At 71.2% G+C, this 15033-nt stretch carries 17 protein-coding genes and 1 tRNA gene; 9 read left to right on the top strand and 9 right to left on the bottom strand.

Annotated features, from left to right (window positions below):
• Positions 1-36: 36 nt before the first annotated feature.
• From EDF55_RS14890 to EDF55_RS18890, 4 genes are all read left to right on the top strand, one after another.
• Positions 37-1458 carry a glucose-6-phosphate dehydrogenase gene (locus EDF55_RS14890; protein ID WP_123655734.1) on the top strand — a complete coding sequence of 474 codons (1422 nt, stop codon included), beginning with the start codon at positions 37-39 and terminating at the stop codon, positions 1456-1458.
• Positions 1459-1468: 10 nt separating this feature from the next.
• Positions 1469-2254, top strand: a complete 786-nt coding sequence (locus EDF55_RS14885; RefSeq protein ID WP_123655733.1) for a dienelactone hydrolase family protein — start codon at positions 1469-1471, stop codon at positions 2252-2254.
• A 94-nt stretch (positions 2255-2348) separates the two neighbouring features.
• A tRNA-Arg gene (locus EDF55_RS14880) sits at positions 2349-2421 on the top strand.
• A gap of 116 nt (positions 2422-2537) precedes the next feature.
• The gene (locus EDF55_RS18890) at positions 2538-2687 is read left to right on the top strand and encodes a hypothetical protein (protein ID WP_165931401.1); all 150 of its coding nucleotides are present in this window, start codon (positions 2538-2540) and stop codon (positions 2685-2687) included.
• 55 nt (positions 2688-2742) lie between these two features.
• Here EDF55_RS18890 and EDF55_RS14875 read toward each other — a convergent pair whose 3' ends face one another.
• The 5 genes from EDF55_RS14875 to EDF55_RS14855 form a co-directional block, all read right to left on the bottom strand.
• A complete protein-coding gene (locus tag EDF55_RS14875) occupies positions 2743-3837 on the bottom strand; it encodes an alkene reductase (RefSeq protein ID WP_123655732.1) in 1095 nt (364 codons plus the stop codon).
• A 61-nt stretch (positions 3838-3898) separates the two neighbouring features.
• Positions 3899-4111 (bottom strand): hypothetical protein, encoded by a 213-nt coding sequence (locus EDF55_RS14870; protein WP_123655731.1) that lies wholly within the window; start codon positions 4109-4111, stop codon positions 3899-3901.
• A 69-nt stretch (positions 4112-4180) separates the two neighbouring features.
• Positions 4181-4624, bottom strand: coding sequence for a MarR family winged helix-turn-helix transcriptional regulator (locus tag EDF55_RS14865; protein ID WP_123655730.1), 444 nt, complete (start codon positions 4622-4624; stop codon positions 4181-4183).
• A 159-nt stretch (positions 4625-4783) separates the two neighbouring features.
• Positions 4784-7447, bottom strand: coding sequence for an MMPL family transporter (locus EDF55_RS14860; RefSeq protein ID WP_123655729.1), 2664 nt, complete (start codon positions 7445-7447; stop codon positions 4784-4786).
• 75 nt (positions 7448-7522) lie between these two features.
• Positions 7523-8164 (bottom strand): TetR/AcrR family transcriptional regulator, encoded by a 642-nt coding sequence (locus EDF55_RS14855; RefSeq protein ID WP_185017430.1) that lies wholly within the window; start codon positions 8162-8164, stop codon positions 7523-7525.
• Between the two features lie 118 nt (positions 8165-8282).
• On the opposite strand from EDF55_RS14855, the gene EDF55_RS14850 reads away from it, so the two are divergent.
• The 3 genes from EDF55_RS14850 (at position 8283) to EDF55_RS14840 (ending at position 10927) form a co-directional block, all read left to right on the top strand.
• A complete protein-coding gene (locus EDF55_RS14850) occupies positions 8283-9776 on the top strand; it encodes a mannitol dehydrogenase family protein (protein WP_123655727.1) in 1494 nt (497 codons plus the stop codon).
• The gene (locus tag EDF55_RS14845) at positions 9773-10483 is read left to right on the top strand and encodes a YafY family protein (RefSeq protein ID WP_123655726.1); all 711 of its coding nucleotides are present in this window, start codon (positions 9773-9775) and stop codon (positions 10481-10483) included. Before EDF55_RS14850 ends, EDF55_RS14845 begins: the two co-directional genes overlap by 4 nt.
• A gap of 75 nt (positions 10484-10558) precedes the next feature.
• On the top strand, positions 10559-10927 hold the full coding sequence (locus tag EDF55_RS14840; protein ID WP_123655725.1) for a VOC family protein: 369 nt from the start codon (positions 10559-10561) through the stop codon (positions 10925-10927).
• Here the strand turns inward: EDF55_RS14840 and EDF55_RS14835 are convergent, their stop codons facing one another.
• The 3 genes from EDF55_RS14835 to EDF55_RS14825 are packed head-to-tail and all read right to left on the bottom strand — an operon-like array spanning position 10928 to position 12338.
• Positions 10928-11512: a hypothetical protein gene (locus EDF55_RS14835; RefSeq protein ID WP_123655724.1), complete on the bottom strand. Its 585-nt coding sequence runs from the start codon at positions 11510-11512 to the stop codon at positions 10928-10930. It abuts the gene before it with no gap.
• The gene (locus EDF55_RS14830; RefSeq protein WP_123655723.1) at positions 11509-11883 is read right to left on the bottom strand and encodes a VOC family protein; all 375 of its coding nucleotides are present in this window, start codon (positions 11881-11883) and stop codon (positions 11509-11511) included. Before EDF55_RS14830 ends, EDF55_RS14835 begins: the two co-directional genes overlap by 4 nt.
• Before the next feature lie 26 nt (positions 11884-11909).
• Entirely contained in the window at positions 11910-12338 is a 429-nt protein-coding gene (locus EDF55_RS14825; protein ID WP_123655722.1) for a GNAT family N-acetyltransferase, read from the bottom strand.
• A gap of 172 nt (positions 12339-12510) precedes the next feature.
• On the opposite strand from EDF55_RS14825, the gene EDF55_RS14820 reads away from it, so the two are divergent.
• Both EDF55_RS14820 and bla read left to right on the top strand, forming a co-directional pair.
• Positions 12511-13029: a TetR/AcrR family transcriptional regulator gene (locus EDF55_RS14820; protein WP_221180764.1), complete on the top strand. Its 519-nt coding sequence runs from the start codon at positions 12511-12513 to the stop codon at positions 13027-13029.
• A gap of 27 nt (positions 13030-13056) precedes the next feature.
• The gene (gene bla / locus EDF55_RS14815) at positions 13057-13995 is read left to right on the top strand and encodes a class A beta-lactamase (RefSeq protein WP_123655720.1); all 939 of its coding nucleotides are present in this window, start codon (positions 13057-13059) and stop codon (positions 13993-13995) included.
• Between the two features lie 45 nt (positions 13996-14040).
• Here the strand turns inward: bla and EDF55_RS14810 are convergent, their stop codons facing one another.
• Positions 14041-15027: an alpha/beta hydrolase gene (locus EDF55_RS14810; protein WP_123655719.1), complete on the bottom strand. Its 987-nt coding sequence runs from the start codon at positions 15025-15027 to the stop codon at positions 14041-14043.
• Between the last annotated feature and the right edge of the window lie 6 nt (positions 15028-15033).

Here is a 15033-nt window from a genome sequence, read left to right as displayed (position 1 = left end):
GAACGACGTGGAGTCGTGACCACTACGTTCTGGGACATGGCGACCCTCCAGACCACACTCCTCATCCTCGGTGCCAGCGGGGACCTCTCGAAGCGGCTCCTCCTGCCCGGGCTCGCGACCCTGCTGGAGGTGAAGGAGGACTGGGACGTCCAGCTCATCGGCGCCGGTGTCGAGGACCTCGACGACGCCGCCTGGAAGCAGCTCGTGCACGACGCGTTCGAGGACGCACAGGCGTCGAAGAACGAAGAGGACGAGGGTGCCTCCGGGTCGGCTCCGCTGTCGGAGCGGCTGCAGGGTGTCGTGGACGCGTCGCGGTACCACAAGGCGGACGTCACCAGTGCCGACGACCTGACGACCCTGCTCGCGGACTGCGACCACGACCCGGCCGTGTACTTCGCCCTGCCGCCGGCGGTGACGGAGAAGAGCTGCGAGGTGCTCGCGGACCTCGACCTGCCCGCGGGGACCCGGCTCGCGCTCGAGAAGCCCTTCGGCACCGACGCCGCCAGCGCCGAGCACCTCAACGACGTGCTGCACTCGTTCCTCCCCGAGGAGCGCATCCACCGCGTCGACCACTTCCTCGGCCGGTCCACCGTCCTGAACCTCCTCGGCCTGCGCTTCGCCAACCGGATCGTCGAGCCGCTGCTCTCCTCCGTCCACGTCGAGCGCGTCGACATCGTCTACGACGAGACCCTCGGTCTCGAAGGGCGGGCGCGCTACTACGACAAGGCCGGCGCACTCGTCGACATGATCCAGAGCCACCTGCTGCAGGTGCTCGCCGTCGTCGCGATGGAGGCACCGGCGTCGATCGACGCCGACGACCTCCGTACCCAGAAGGAACTCGTCCTCCGAGCGGTCCGCCCGTGGGGCGGCGACCCGTTGACCGCCGGCAAGCGCGCCCGGTACACCGCGGGCACGGTGGGGGACCGGACCCTGCCGTCCTACGTGGACGAGGACGGCGTCGACCCGTCGATCGGTACCGAGACCCTCGCCCAGATCACCCTGGAGATCGCGAACTGGCGCTGGGCCGGTGTGCCGTTCACGCTCCGCTCCGGGAAGGCGCTCGGGGCGCAGCGCCGCGAGATCATCATCACGTTCAAGGACTCGCCGCACGTGCCCGACGGGCTGACCGGCGTGCAGCGACCCGACCGACTCCGCATCTGGATCGCCCCCGACCAGATGCAGCTCGAACTCAACGTGAACGGCCCGGGCGACCCGTACACGATCGACCACACGAAGCTCGAGGTCAGCTTCAACCCCGGTCGACTGAGCGCCTACGGCGAGGTCCTCGCCGGGGTGCTCGAGGGCGACGCGACCCTGTCCGTCCGCGGGGACAGCGCCGTGCAGGGGTGGAAGGTCGTCGAGCCGTTCCGCACCGCATGGCGTGCCGGCAAGGTCGACCTCGACGACTACGCGGCCGGGTCGTCCGGCCCCGATGGCTGGGACAACATCGACGCGTAGCGTCGAGCGCATGACCACGATCGACGACGTCCTGCAGACCGTTCCCGAACCCGCCGGTGCCGACATCCGTGTCGAACCCGTCCGCTACGACCACGAGGGGACCGCGCTCCTCGGTGTCCTCGCGAAGGACGTCGCCGTCTCGGGTCCGCGGCCGGCGGTCCTCGTCGTGCACGACTGGCACGGGGTGAACGAGCACGTCGAGGCCCGGGTCACGATGCTCGCGCGCCTCGGCTACGTCGCGTTCGGCGCGGACGTCTACGGCGAGGGGGTCCGTCCCGCCGACGACACCGCCGGACAGGTGGCCGGGTCGTTCTACCAGGACCTCCCGCTGATGCGCGCCCGCGTGCAGGCCGGCCTCGATCGCCTGCGCGAGGACCCCGACGTCGACCACTCCCGTGTCGTCGTGATGGGCTACTGCTTCGGCGGGTCCGCGGCGCTCGAGCTCGCCCGCACCGGAGCCGACCTCGCCGGGGCCGTCTCCTTCCACGGCAACCTGCTCACCCACGACCCGTCCGACGCGGGGGAGATCCGCGCGGCACTGCTGGTGCTGACCGGCGCCGCCGACCCGGTCGTCCCCGACGCCAAGGTCGCCGCCTGGCAGGAGGAGATGCGCGGGGCGCCCGAGGTCGACTGGCAGGTCGTGACCTACGCCGGGGCGATGCACGCCTTCGCGGTGCCGGGGACCGACGCGCCGGACCACGGCGCGCAGTACCAGGAGCGCGCCGATCGTCGCTCGTGGCAGGCGCTCGAGGTGTTCCTCGCCGAGGTCTTCGACGAGGAGCTCGCGGCGCTCTGACCCGGCGACACGCCGAGCGTCCGGGGAGGGCCCCCTCGATTGGCGCGCACGCCGCACCTGTTGTAGAGTCTTCCACGGCCGCTACGGCAGCCACGCGCTCGTAGCTCAATGGATAGAGCATCTGACTACGGATCAGAAGGTTGGGGGTTCGAGTCCCTTCGAGCGCACAGGACACCGAACAGAGAACGGCCCCGATGCATCGCATCGGGGCCGTTCTCGTTGATCGTCGGCAAGCGCTACGATCACCTCACCCGAACCCCCGGTCGTGATCGGAGCACCAGCGATGAACCCGTCGATCCCGTCCGTCGCCGAAGGCGACGACATGCCGACCCTCGACGCCGACCTGGACACCCGTCCGGACGTGCCGGAGCCCGGCCACCCGACGGTGTTCCTCGACGACGGCCCGGTGCTCGAGGAACCGGCCGCAGGATGACGGGAGGCCCGTGGCGACACCGCCACGGGCCTCCCGTCCGGCCTGGAGCCGGGATCTACGCGACGGTCGCGCCGCGCACGTCGGCCAGCGTCGGGTAGTCGGTGTAGCCCTCGGCGCCCTGGCCGTAGAAGAGCTCCGGACGCGGCTCGTTGAGCTCGGCGTCCTGCTCCCAGCGGTGGGCGAGGTCCGGGTTCGCGATCGCGGCACGACCGACACCGACGCCGTCGGCGTGGCCGCCGTCGACGAGGGCGAGTGCCTCGTCGCGGGTGGTCAGCGCGCTGAAGCCGGAGTTCGCGATGAACGGGGCCCCGACGGTGCGGCGGACGTGCTGCACGAGCTCGCCGGTCGGCTCGGCGTGCAGGACATCGAGGAACGCCAGGCCGAGCGGCGCCAGACCCTCGGCGACCGCGGTGTACGTCGCGTGGACGTCCGCTGCGTCGTCCTCGATGACGCCCTGGATGCCGTGCTCGGGGGAGAGCCGGATGCCGGTGCGGTCGGCGCCGATGGCCTCGGCGACGGCGGTGGTGACCTCGATCGCGAAGCGCGCGCGGTTCTCCGGGGAGCCGCCGTACTGGTCGGTGCGGGTGTTCGAGGCGGCGGACATGAACTCGTGCACGAGGTAGCCGTTCGCGCCGTGCACCTCGACGCCGTCGAGCCCGGCGGCGATCGCGTTGCGGGCGGCCTCGACGAAGCCCTGGACGGCGTCCTGGACCTCGGCGGTGGTCAGCTCGTGGGGGACCGGCATGTCGACCTTGCCGGTCGCGGTGTGCGTCTGACCGGGAGCGGCGACGGCGCTCGGGGCGACGATGCGCGGGGTCCCGGAGATCTCGGGGTGCGAGACGCGGCCGCCGTGCATGAGCTGCATCACGATGGTGCCGCCCTCGGCGTGCACGGCGTCGGCGACGCGGCGCCAGCCGGCGATCTGCTCGTCGGTCGCGATGCCGGGCTGCCCGGGGTAGGAGCGGCCCTCCTGCACGGGCCAGGTGCCCTCGGTGACGATCATGCCGAGACCGGCACGCTGGCGGTAGTGCTCGACCAGCAGGTCGTTGGGGATGCCGTGCTCGCCGGCGCGCACGCGGGTGAGCGGGGCCATGACGATGCGGTTCGCGAGGGGGAGAGCGCCGAAGGTGGCGGGTTCGAAGAGCTTCACGCCGAGGGGAACGACGTGTTGCTTGGTGCAATTCCGAGTCGGGGCGGAATGCTGCGGATTCTCAGTCGCGCGGGCAGACCAGCGTGGAGGAGCGGATCTGGCCCTCCGGCCGGATCACCTGGTGCCGGGAGAGCGACTTGCCGCACATCGGGCACGGTCGGTCGACGCTGCGGTCGTCCACGCCCTCGGGGTGTCCGGCGCCGATCTGCGACGGGCCCATCTTGCGGATGAGGGTGGTGTTCCACCGCTCGTACCAGCTGCCGAATCGTCCCACGGTGATCCTTTCGTTCGTGCACTCACTATTGTTGCACGAACGAGTATCGCGCGTCAGGTCGTCCGGCGATCAGATCCCGTCGACGAGCGTCAGGAGCTCGGTCAGTTCGTCCTTGAGCGCCTCGAGTCGGGCGAGCGGCCAGCCGAGGCGCTCGGCAACGGCGAGGGGGACCTCGCGCGCACGGTCGCGGAGCGCTCGGCCCGCGGTCGTCAGGGACACCTCGAGCTGGCGTTCGTCGGCGGTGCTGCGGGTTCGGCGCAGGTAGCCGGAGGCCTCGAGGCGCTTGAGCAGCGGGCTCAGCGTCGCGGACTCGAGGCGGAGCTCCCCGGCGATCTCGCGCACCGAGCGCGGGTCGTGCTCCCACAGGGCGAGCATCACGAGGTACTGCGGGTGCGTCAGGCCCATCGGCTCGAGCAGGTCGCGGTAGAGCCCGATCACACTGCGGCTGGTGGCGGCGAGTGCGAAGCAGAGCTGCCGGTCGAGGGCGAGCGGGTCGATCTCGGTCTGGGCCATGCGTCCCAGCGTACCGTTCGCGCACGAACGATCGTGCGGTGGGTGCATGGTCTGGATCGCAACGACGGGAGGCCCGGTGCCGGTCTCGTGGACCGGCACCGGGCCTCCCGGCTGGTGCGCTGGTGACGCGCGGTGCGCTGGCTGTGCGCGGTGCGCTGGCTAGGCGCGGTGCGCCGGCGGGTGCCCCGACTCGTGCGCGTTGGCGTCCGGCTCCACGGGGAGCGCGTGCGTCCCCGTGTGCGCGCCCTGCGTCTCCGTGTGCGTGCCCTCGGACTCGTGCCCCGCGACCGGGTGCGAGCGCTCCAGCTTCGCGCCCTCCACGTCGACGTCCGGCACGATGCGGTCGAGCCACTTCGGGAACCACCACGCGCTCTTGCCGAGCAGGTGCATCGCCGCCGGGATCAGCAGCATGCGGACCACGAACGCGTCGACGAGCACGCCGAACGCCAGGCCGAAGCCGATCGGCTTGATCGTGGAGGAGTCCGAGAAGATGAAGCCCGCGAACACCGAGATCATGATGATCGCCGCTGCCGTGACCACCGCGCGTCCGGCGTGCAGACCACGCTGGACGGCCACCTTCGCGCTGGCCCCGTGGGCGTACGCCTCGCGCATGCCGGACACCAGGAAGAGCTGGTAGTCCATCGCGAGCCCGAACAGGATGCCGATCTCGATGATGGGCAGGAAGCTCAGGATCGGTGCGGGGTCGTGCACCCCGAACACGCTGCCGAGCCAGCCCCACTGGTAGATCGCGGTCAGGCCACCGAAGGCCGCGAGGACCGACAGGATGAAGCCCGCCGTCGCCGTGATCGGGACGAGGAACGACCGGAACACGATGATGAGGATGATCAGCGACAGGCCGACGACCACCGCGAGGTAGAGCGGCAGCACGTTCGAGAGCTTCTCGGACACGTCGATGTTCGCGGACGCGTTGCCCGCGACCCCGAGGGTGGCCTTGCCGCCGTCCACGGTCACGTTCTGCGTCCGGAGGTCCTTGACGAGCTCCTCGGTGGAGACGCTGTCCGGGCCGCCGTTCGGCTTCACCTGGAAGGCGATGATCGAGCGGTCCTTCGACGCGCCGATGGGGAGCACGGCGTCGACGTCGGAGTTCTTCGCGATCGCCTGGCCGATGGTGACCTCGGTCGCCGTGACGTCGTCCTCGCTGATCGCCTTCGGCAGTGTGGCGACGACGAGGAGCGGGCCGTTCTGCCCGGCGCCGAACTCCTTGTCGAGCGTCTTGTACGCCTTGTACTGGCTGGAGTCGACGGACTCGGACGCACCGGTCGGCAGGCCGAGGCGCATCTGCGTCGCGGGGAGGGCGATCGTGCCGAGGACCAGGACGCCGGCGACGAGCGTGATGATCGCGCGCCAGGTCGACATCGGCTTGTTCGGGACCCGGGTGGAGCCCGTGTTGCCGATCCGCTCCCGCTCCTTGCGGCGGAGGATCCGCATGCCGATGAGCGACAGCAGCGCCGGGGTGAAGGACGTGGCGATGAGGATGGCGAAGAACACCGCGACGGCGCCGACGGTCCCCATCAGGCCGAGGAACGGGATCCCGGTGATGTTCAGCGCGAGCAGGGCGACGATGACGGTCGCACCAGCGAAGACCACGGCGTTGCCCGAGGTGCCGTTCGCGAGCCCGATCGACTCGTGCACCTGCATGCCCTGCTTCAGCTGGGTCCGGTGCCGGTTCAGGATGAACAGCGAGTAGTCGATGCCGACCGCCAGGCCCAGCATCACCCCCAGCACCGGCGTGACCGAGATGAACTCGACGAGGCTGGAGAACGAGAGTGCCGCGAGGGACGCGACGCCGACGCCGAGCAGCGCGCTGACGAGCGGCACCGCGGCGCCGATCACCGTGCGGAGCATGAAGAACAGCACGAGGGCGGCGATGATGACGCCGGCGATCTCACCGGGGCCGAGGATCGACGGGACGCCCTGCGCGATGTCGTTCGACACGAAGACGTCGACGCCGTCGATCTTCGCGGAGTCGGCCTTGTCGGAGATCGCGGTCTTGGTGCTCTGCGGCACCTCGTAGGTGGACTTCGTGAACTGCACGGTGCCGATGGCCGAGCTGTCGTTCGAGGAGACGAAGCGGATGTCCTTCGACAGGTCGAGGAGCTTCGTGCCCTGCTGGAGCTCCTGCTCGCTGTCGTCGAGCTTCTGGGTGTTCTGGTCGATCGTCTTCTGCGCGTCGGCGATCTGCTGCTCGCCGGCGGTGATCTGGGCCTGCTGCGCCGTGATCTGCGCCTGCGCCTGGGTGAGCTGGGCCTGCGCGGCCTCGGCTGCGGCTCCGGTGGCCGCGGCGGCCTGGGTCTTCTGCGCGTCGAGCTGCTGCTGCGCGGCCGCGATCTTGGCCTTGCCGTCCTCGAGCTGGGCCTTCTGCGCGTCGAGCTGCTTCTGGCCGTCCGCGATCTTGGTCCGGCCGTCGGCGATCTGCTGCTTGCCGTCGACGAGCTTCTGGCGCTGGTCGTCGAGCTGCTTCTGCGTGTCGAATCCGGACGTGGCGCCCTTGACGCCCTTCAGGTCCTCGAGGTCCTTCAGGAAGTCGGCGACCTCGGTCTTCTGGGTGTCCGAGAAGGCCTTGCCGTCCTTCGTCGCGAACACCAGCGTGCCGGTCCCGCCGTTCGCGCTCGGGAACTTGTCCGCGAGCTCGTCCTGCACCTGGCTGGTCTTGGTGCCGGGGATGGTGATCGAGGACGAGATCGTGCCGGAGAACAGGGCGAAGGTGCCGCCCGCGATCCCCATGATCACGATCCACGAGATGATCACGAGCCAGTGTCGCCGTGCGGAGAATCGTCCGAGGCGGTAGAGCAGACCGGCCATGCGGTGCCCCGTTCCTTTCGTCGTGGTTGGTGCTGGATGAGCGGGGCACGCCGGTGGACCCCTGGTGGTGCAGTCTCAGTGCGCGGGCATGTACCCGCTGCGGACGCTGTGCACGAGTCGTGCGAGCAGGGCGTCCCAGTGGTCGAGCGCCTCTTGATCGAGGCGCGGGCCGGTGGTCTGGAGCCAGTGTTCCGCGATGACGACGATCCCGCTCATCAGGGACTCGACGAGCAGTGCGGCGTCGAGGGCGTCCGCGGCGGGGTGCCGTCGGCGGACCTCGACCCGGAGTCGCTCGGTCACGCGCGAGAACGCCGTCTGGGTGAGGATCGCGGCGCGGGCGTCGGCGACGTCGTCCGGCTCGCCGATGATCGACTTCATCCGCACGATCGCCCGCGCGAGGTCGGCCCCACGCGCGGCGGACTCGATCTCGTCGAACATCGAGGAGCGGGTGCCGTCGCCGACCGGGGTGTTCGCCATGTCGGCGAGGAACCGGTCGATGATCACCGAGAGCACCTCTTCGCAGACGGTGAGCAGGACCTCGTCGAGTGAGGAGAAGTGGTTGAAGACGGTCCGACGGGCGACGTCGGCCCGCGCGGCGAGCTCGTCGACGCTGAAGCCGCGTCCGCCGCGTTCCTCGACCAGGTCGCGTGCGGCCTGCACGATCGCGGCGCGGTGCTTCGCCTTGAGGGCAGCACGGCGGTCGATCGACAGGGTCACGAAAGAGCACACTAAGTGCATCGATGCACTCGGTGCAACTTGTCCGAGCGGACCTTCAGGGTTGTCCCCCGCCGAGTGGAAGACTGGCGGGACCGCCCGCCCGTACGAAGGAGTACCGATGCCCGTCCGCCTGTCCCCGGAGACCCTCGACGAGATCGCCGCGAACGGCGTCGCCGTCCCGACCTACGACCGCGCCGGCATCACCGCCGGCATCGTCCACTTCGGCGTCGGCGGCTTCCACCGGGCGCACCAGGCGATGGTCATCGACCGGCTCCTGCAGCGCGGAGAGGCCCGGGAGTACGGCATCTGCGGCGTCGGCGTCCTCGAGCAGGACCGCCGCATGGCCACCGCGATGGCCGAGCAGGGCGGGCTCTACACGCTCGTCCTCAAGCACGCCGACGGCACCCGCGAAGCGCGCGTGATCGGCAGCATCGTCGACTACATGCTCGCCGTGGACGACCCGGATGCCGTGGTCGAGAAGATGGCCTCGCCGGAGACCAGGATCGTCAGCCTGACCATCACCGAGGGCGGCTACAACTTCGACCACGTGACCGGCGAGTTCGTGGCCGACGAGCCCGGCGTCGTCGCGGACCTCCGTGGTGACCAGCCGCCGCACACCGTGTTCGGCCTCGTCGTCGAGGCACTCCGGCGTCGCCGCGACCGGGGAATCGCCCCGTTCACGGTGATGTCGTGCGACAACATCCAGGGCAACGGGCACGTCGCCCGGGACATGTTCACCGCCTACGCGCGGCTGCAGGACCCGGCGTTCGCGGACTGGATGGACGAGCACGTCAGCTTCCCGAACTCGATGGTCGACCGGATCACGCCGGTCACGACCGACGAGGACCGGGCGTCCGTCCGTGACGACCTCGGCATCGAGGACGCCTGGCCCGTCGTCGCCGAGCCCTTCTTCCAGTGGGTGCTCGAGGACGCGCACCCCGCCGGACGCCCGCCCTACGAGGAAGCCGACGTCCAGCTCGTCGAGGACGTCGAGCCCTACGAGCTGATGAAGCTGCGGCTCCTCAACGCGAGCCACCAGGGGCTGTGCTACTTCGGGTACCTGTCCGGGTACCGCTACGCGCACGAGGCCACGCAGGACCCGGCGATCGCCACGTTCCTCCGCCGCTACATGGACGAAGAGGGAACGCCGACGCTGCAGCCCGTCCCCGGCATCGACCTCGAGGACTACAAGTCCACGCTCATCGAGCGGTTCCAGAACCCCGAGGTGCGCGACACCCTCGCCCGGCTCTGCGCCGAGTCGAGCGACCGCATCCCGAAGTGGCTGCTCCCCGTGGTGCGGGAGAACCTCGCGTCCGGCGGTCCCGTGACGATGTCCGCCGCCATCGTCGCGTCCTGGGCGCGCTACGACGAGGGGACGGACGAGTCCGGCGAGCCGATCGAGATCGTCGACCGGCTGGCCGACTCGCTCCACCGCATCGCGCTCACGCAGCGCGAGGACCGGCTCGCCTTCATCCAGAACCGGTCCGTGTTCGGCGACCTCGCCGACGACGAGCGGTTCGTCGCCGCGTACCGGGACGCCCTCGACGGGCTGATCGACGACGGCGCGCACGCGACCGTCGAACGGCTGTCGCGGCCTGTCGTCGATCGGTGAACCGGACTGATCGCCTCTACGCGCTGGTCGAGGAACTCCGGGCCGTCGCACCCGGGCGACGGAGCGCACGGTGGCTGGCCGACCGGTTCGCGGTCAGCGCGCGGACCGTCGAGCGGGACCTCGTCGCGCTGCAGGAGGCGGGCGTGCCGATCTGGGCCGAACCGGGCCGGACCGGCGGCTACACGATCGATGCCCGCGCGACCCTGGGGCCGCTCGGGTTGACCGTCGACGAGGCCCTGGCGGTCGCGATCGGTCTCGGGACGCTGGCGACGAGCCCCTTCCGGGATGCCGCGCTCCGTGCTGCGAGAAAGGTGACGGCCGTGCTGGCGGAGGACGACGCCCGTCGGACGGCTCGGCTCGCCGGGCGGGTGCACCTGCTCGAGTCCGGTGAACGCGCGCCCGCGCCGACCGGTCTCGCGCGGGCGCTGACCGGTGGACGGGTGGTCCGGATGACCTACCGGGACGCCGCCGGGCAGGAGTCCGAGCGGACCGTCGAGCCGCTCGGGTACATCGGCAAGGGCGAGGACTGGTACCTCGTCGCCTGGTGCCGCCTCCGGGAGGGGGTGCGTGCGTTCCGGGGTGACCGGGTGCTCGCGGTGGCGGAGACGGGCGAGCGGGTGCCGGCCCGGGTGGTGCGGGTCGAGGAGCTCGACATCCCGCACGGCGTGCTGCGCCCGGTGCTGCCGGGCTCGTCTCCGGATTCGTGAAACTCCGACAGGACGCTGTCGCCTCCCCGGAGGATGCTCTCCTCGTCGGCCACGGTGGTCGACGGGAAGGCAGCCATGGAGTTCGCATCGATCCGGATCATCACCGAGGACCTCGACGGGATGGTGACGTTCTACGAGCGGGTCACCGGCACCACGGCGCGGCGGCCGGCGCCGGTGTTCGCGGAGATCGTGACCGGCGGAGCCGTGCTGGCGCTCGGGACGCCGGCGACCGTGGCGATGCTCGGGGCGGGCGCGCCGACGGCCGGGGCGAACGGCAGCGTCATCGTCGAGTTCCTCGTCGGTGACGTGGACGCTTCGTTCGAGCGCCTGCGCCCGGACCTCGACGACGTGGTGCTCCCGCCCACGACGATGCCGTGGGGCAACCGGTCCGCGCTGTTCCGCGACCCGGACGGCAACCTCGTCAACCTCTTCACCCGCCCGTAGTCACCGGGTGTGACCGAGCTCCGCGCGGATCCGTGCCGCGAGCGCACGCTGGGCCGGCTCGGCATGCTCGGCCGCGTCGACGAGCGCAGCGATGCGCTCCGGGACCGAGCCGTTCGCGTCCTCGACACCGATGCGAGCGGCTCCGCGGCCGAGCAGACCGTCGACGTCCCCGCGCCCGCGGCGGAGCGCCTTGATCGCGGCGATGCCGTTCATGAGGGCACTCTCGGCGGCGGACCACGGACCGGCCCACGACGGGACGTCGGCGCCGAAGCGCCCGACGATCTCCAGATCGACGCGCTCGAAGACCGACCAGCCCTCGAACCGCACGAACACGAGTCGGCGCTCGGATTCGAGGGCGCTTTCCGGGTCGAGTCGCAGTGACGCGGGCCGGCCGACCCCACCGAGTGTTCCGGGAAGGTCCTCGAGCGCACCGTCGCCGTGTGTGCCGACCCGCCAGTCGAGGTCGATGTCACTCAACTCATCCGCGGTGCCTGCGGCCCGTGACCCGCGCAGCGCCACGACGCTCTCCGGCACCGCGTCCGTCAGCGCCGCGGTGAGCAGACGGATCCGGTCGCCGGTGCTCACAGGTACGGGCGGGTGAGCAGCTCGATGTAGTGGCCGGCGGGGTCGAGCAGGTAGACGCCACGGCCGTCGTGCTCGGTGTTCGTCTCGCCCGGGCGCTGCCGCTGCGGGTCGGCCCAGTGCTCTCGACCCTCGGCGGTGATCCGGGCGTAGGCGCGGTCGAAGTGGTCGTCGTCGAGCAGGAACGCGTAGTGCTGCGGCGGGAAGTCGATCGGCGGCGCGGCGAACTGGAGCAGGACGCCGTCCGGCAGTTGCAGGTTGGTGAAGGGGCCCCAGGACGGGGCCTCGGCGGCTTCGAGCAGGTCGCGGTGGAACGCCGCGGAGACCGCGGCGTCCTTCGCCGCGATGATCGTGTGGTTGAACGATGCGGTCATGCGGTGAGGCTAGCCCCGCGTGCGCCTCAGGGGGAGTCGTCCCACGGCACGGGCGTCGTCGTGCCGGTCTCCCAGTCCCGGCGCAGGATGCCGTAGCCCACCGATGCGCGCGGGCTGCCGCCCGCGACCGGCCAGCCCTCGCGGTAGTGCGCCTCCTTGACCCAGCCGGCGCCGGCGAAGACGCGGCGCATGGCGGAGTTGTCGTCGCGGGTCTGTCCCTCGAAGCGCGTGACCTCGGGCAGCGTTCGGAAGACGTGGTCGGTGAGCGCCCGGAGTGCCGGAACGCCGAGGCCGTGACCGCGGTGGGAACTGGCGATGCGGAGGTCGAACAGGGGCACGGGGGCGGACAGGTCGAAGTCCTCGGTGGTGAGGAAGAGGAGCAGTGCTCCGCGGTCAGACCCGGTCGGGTCAAGCCGGACGAGGCGGATGGCAGCTGTGGTCGATCGATCGGTCACGCGGCGAGGCTACCGACGGCTGTCCACAGATGCTCTCGGGCGCCTCTGGATTCCGTCAGCCACTGTCACGATCCGTAGGGTGACGAACGGAACTGGTCCTCGGGGCGCCGTGCGGCCTCGCCGGCCGATCGCGTTCGACTCCGGGGTGCGTGCCCGACACCGTGTGGCGACGGTGCGTGCGATCGAGACAGCCGCGGTCGCACTCGTCACGGAGCGGGGCTTCGAGGACGTCACGGCGCGCGACATCGCGGCCGAGGTCGGCCTGACCGAGCGGACGTTCTTCCGGTACTGCCCCGAGAAGGTGGACGCCTTCCGGTCCACGCTCCACATCGTGCACCGGTTCGCGGTGCCGGAGACGGGCGGGCCGGTCGGCTTCACGGACCTGACCGAGTGGATCGCCGAGTTCCTCGCGCGGCTCGAGCACGACCGGGCTGGTGCACGCGAGCGGCTCCTGGCGATCTGGCGCATCGTCGGAACGGACCCCGCACTGTCCGCCGCGATGGCCGCTCGGGACGCGGCGCAGTCCCCGCAGCTGCAGCAGCGCTGGCGGGGTGCGGATCCGTTCGCCGTGTCGTTGACGCTCCTGGCGCTGCGGGTGGCGCTCGAGACCTGGGCAGCGGACGCCGACCCGACGCTCGACGAGGCCTTCCGCGCGACGTGCGCGCGCCTGGGCGACAGCGTTCGCCGATGACGCAGGTCGGGATCGGATACTGGACGCATGCGTGCTTCGACGATGGTGTCCTCGGCAGCGATCGGCCTGGCGGTCGTGATGGCGGTGGCCGGGTGCAGCGGGGGTGTGGCACCGGCCGCCGACACCGACACCGCGACCCGGACCACCACGCCGACCGCGACCGCGACCGCGTCGACGGCGCAGCGGTCCGCAGACGCGTCGTTCCGGCGGCTCGAGCAGCAGCACGACGCCCGGCTCGGCGTCGTGGCCGTCGACACGGGCTCGGGACACCGGGTCGAGTACCGGCAGGGGGAGCGGTTCGCGTTCGCCTCCACCAACAAGACCTTCATCGCCGCGGCGGTCCTCGCCGGGGCATCCGACACCGACCTCGAGACCGTCGTGCACTACGACCGCAGCGACCTGCTCGACTACGCACCGATCACGAGCCGGTTCGTCGACACGGGCATGACCGTCCGGGAGCTCATCGACGCGTCACTCCGGTTCAGCGACAACACCGCAGCGAACCTGCTCGTCGAACGGCTCGGCGGCCCGGACGCCGTCGAGCGGTACCTGCGCGGCATCGGGGACCGCGTCACGAACGTGGACCGGGTCGAGCCGGAGCTGAACGAGGCCACCCCGGGCGATGCGCGGGACACCACGACCCCGGCGCAGTTCGCGACGGACCTGCGGAAGGTCGTGCTCGGGACGACGCTCGAGCCGACTGACCGGACGTTCCTCCGCGACACCATGCTCGACAACACCACGGGTGCGGGGACGGTGCGCGCCGGCGTCGACCCGGCGTGGCCGGTCGCCGACAAGACCGGTACGGGGGAGTACGGCGTCCGGAACGACATCGCGGTGGTGTACCCGTCGGGTCGCGCGCCCCTCGTCGTCGTCGTGATGACCTCCGGCAAGCAGTCGGACGCCACGGCCGACGACGCCCTGGTCGCCGCGGCCACGAAGGCAGCCGTCGCAGCCCTGCGCTGAGCGGGTCTGCGGGTCTGCGGGTCTGCGGGTCTGCGGGTCGGCGGGTCAGCGCGGCAGGGTGTGCGCCCAGCGGCCGATGGCCTCGTATGCCTGCTCGCGGACGGGGCCGGCGGAGAGCACCACGTCGTGCAGGGCGCCGTGGAGCCGTCGCACGGTCACCTCGTCCCCGAGGGACAGCGCCCGGTGCGCGACCGCGTCGACGTTCAGGGCGACGTCCGCGTGCGCCATGCCCTCGTCCCAGCGGGGCTGGAGCATGCTCTTGTCGCTCAGCATCGTGAGCACGGGCACCGCGATCCCGAGCCCGTGTTCCACGGTCCCCTGCCCGTCGAACACCGCGGCGAGCCACCCCGGGTGCAGCGGGAACCCCCGCTCCGGTCGCCACTCCTGGTCGTAGGTCCAGCGGCCCTCGCCGGTGGCCGAGACGGTGCGCGTGTAGAAGCCGGGGTCGACGGCAGGCAGCGGCGCGAGCGGGTTCCGGCGCGCTCCGAGCTTGATCATCGGAGCGACGAGCGCCCGGCCGACCGCCGACGCCTGGAACTCCAGCCACGGGCTGTTCAGGATGAGGCCGTCGACGGCCTCCGGGTGCCGTGCGGCCCAGAGGGACAGCGTGAGCCCGCCCGTCGAGTGCCCCATCGGCACGAGGCGACGGCGCTCGCCGTGGTGCTCGGCCCGGATGACGTCGAGTGCGGCGCCGATGTCCTCGTCGTACGTCTCGAGCGAGTCGATGAACCCCGGTGTCTGCCGTGGTCGGAGGCTCCGGCCGTACTTCCGCAGGTCCAGCGCGTGGAACCGTGCGCCGAGCCGCTCGATGCGCTCGGCGAGCTCGGTCTGGAAGAAGTAGTCCGACCACCCGTGCACGTAGAGCACGTCGGTGCCGTGCAGGGGACCGCCCGCGTGCAGGAGGTCGGCGGCGGAGCGACGTCGGCGGACGAGGGTCGCGACGACCGCACCCTCGGAGTCCTCACCGAGTGGGAGTTCGAGCCGCTCGTACGGCGCACCGAGGACGTCCTCCGTCCACTCGGTGCGTGTCATCCCTCG

The organism is Curtobacterium sp. ZW137 (assembly GCF_003762905.1).
In the GTDB taxonomy this organism is placed as follows: Bacteria; Actinomycetota; Actinomycetes; order Actinomycetales; family Microbacteriaceae; genus Curtobacterium.
Note: the sequence above shows the minus strand (reverse complement) of the source record. Positions and strands in the feature narration are given on the sequence as shown.

Coding starts and splice junctions, on each gene's coding strand:
- EDF55_RS14860 (WP_123655729.1), bottom strand. CDS start 7,447: ATGGCCGGTCTGCTCTACCGCCTCGGACGATTCTCCGCACGGCGACAC.
- EDF55_RS14850 (WP_123655727.1), top strand. CDS start 8,283: ATGCCCGTCCGCCTGTCCCCGGAGACCCTCGACGAGATCGCCGCGAAC.
- EDF55_RS14840 (WP_123655725.1), top strand. CDS start 10,559: ATGGAGTTCGCATCGATCCGGATCATCACCGAGGACCTCGACGGGATG.
- EDF55_RS14810 (WP_123655719.1), bottom strand. CDS start 15,027: ATGACACGCACCGAGTGGACGGAGGACGTCCTCGGTGCGCCGTACGAG.
- EDF55_RS14885 (WP_123655733.1), top strand. CDS start 1,469: ATGACCACGATCGACGACGTCCTGCAGACCGTTCCCGAACCCGCCGGT.
- EDF55_RS18890 (WP_165931401.1), top strand. CDS start 2,538: ATGAACCCGTCGATCCCGTCCGTCGCCGAAGGCGACGACATGCCGACC.
- EDF55_RS14865 (WP_123655730.1), bottom strand. CDS start 4,624: ATGGCCCAGACCGAGATCGACCCGCTCGCCCTCGACCGGCAGCTCTGC.
- bla (WP_123655720.1), top strand. CDS start 13,057: ATGCGTGCTTCGACGATGGTGTCCTCGGCAGCGATCGGCCTGGCGGTC.
- EDF55_RS14830 (WP_123655723.1), bottom strand. CDS start 11,883: ATGACCGCATCGTTCAACCACACGATCATCGCGGCGAAGGACGCCGCG.
- EDF55_RS14890 (WP_123655734.1), top strand. CDS start 37: ATGGCGACCCTCCAGACCACACTCCTCATCCTCGGTGCCAGCGGGGAC.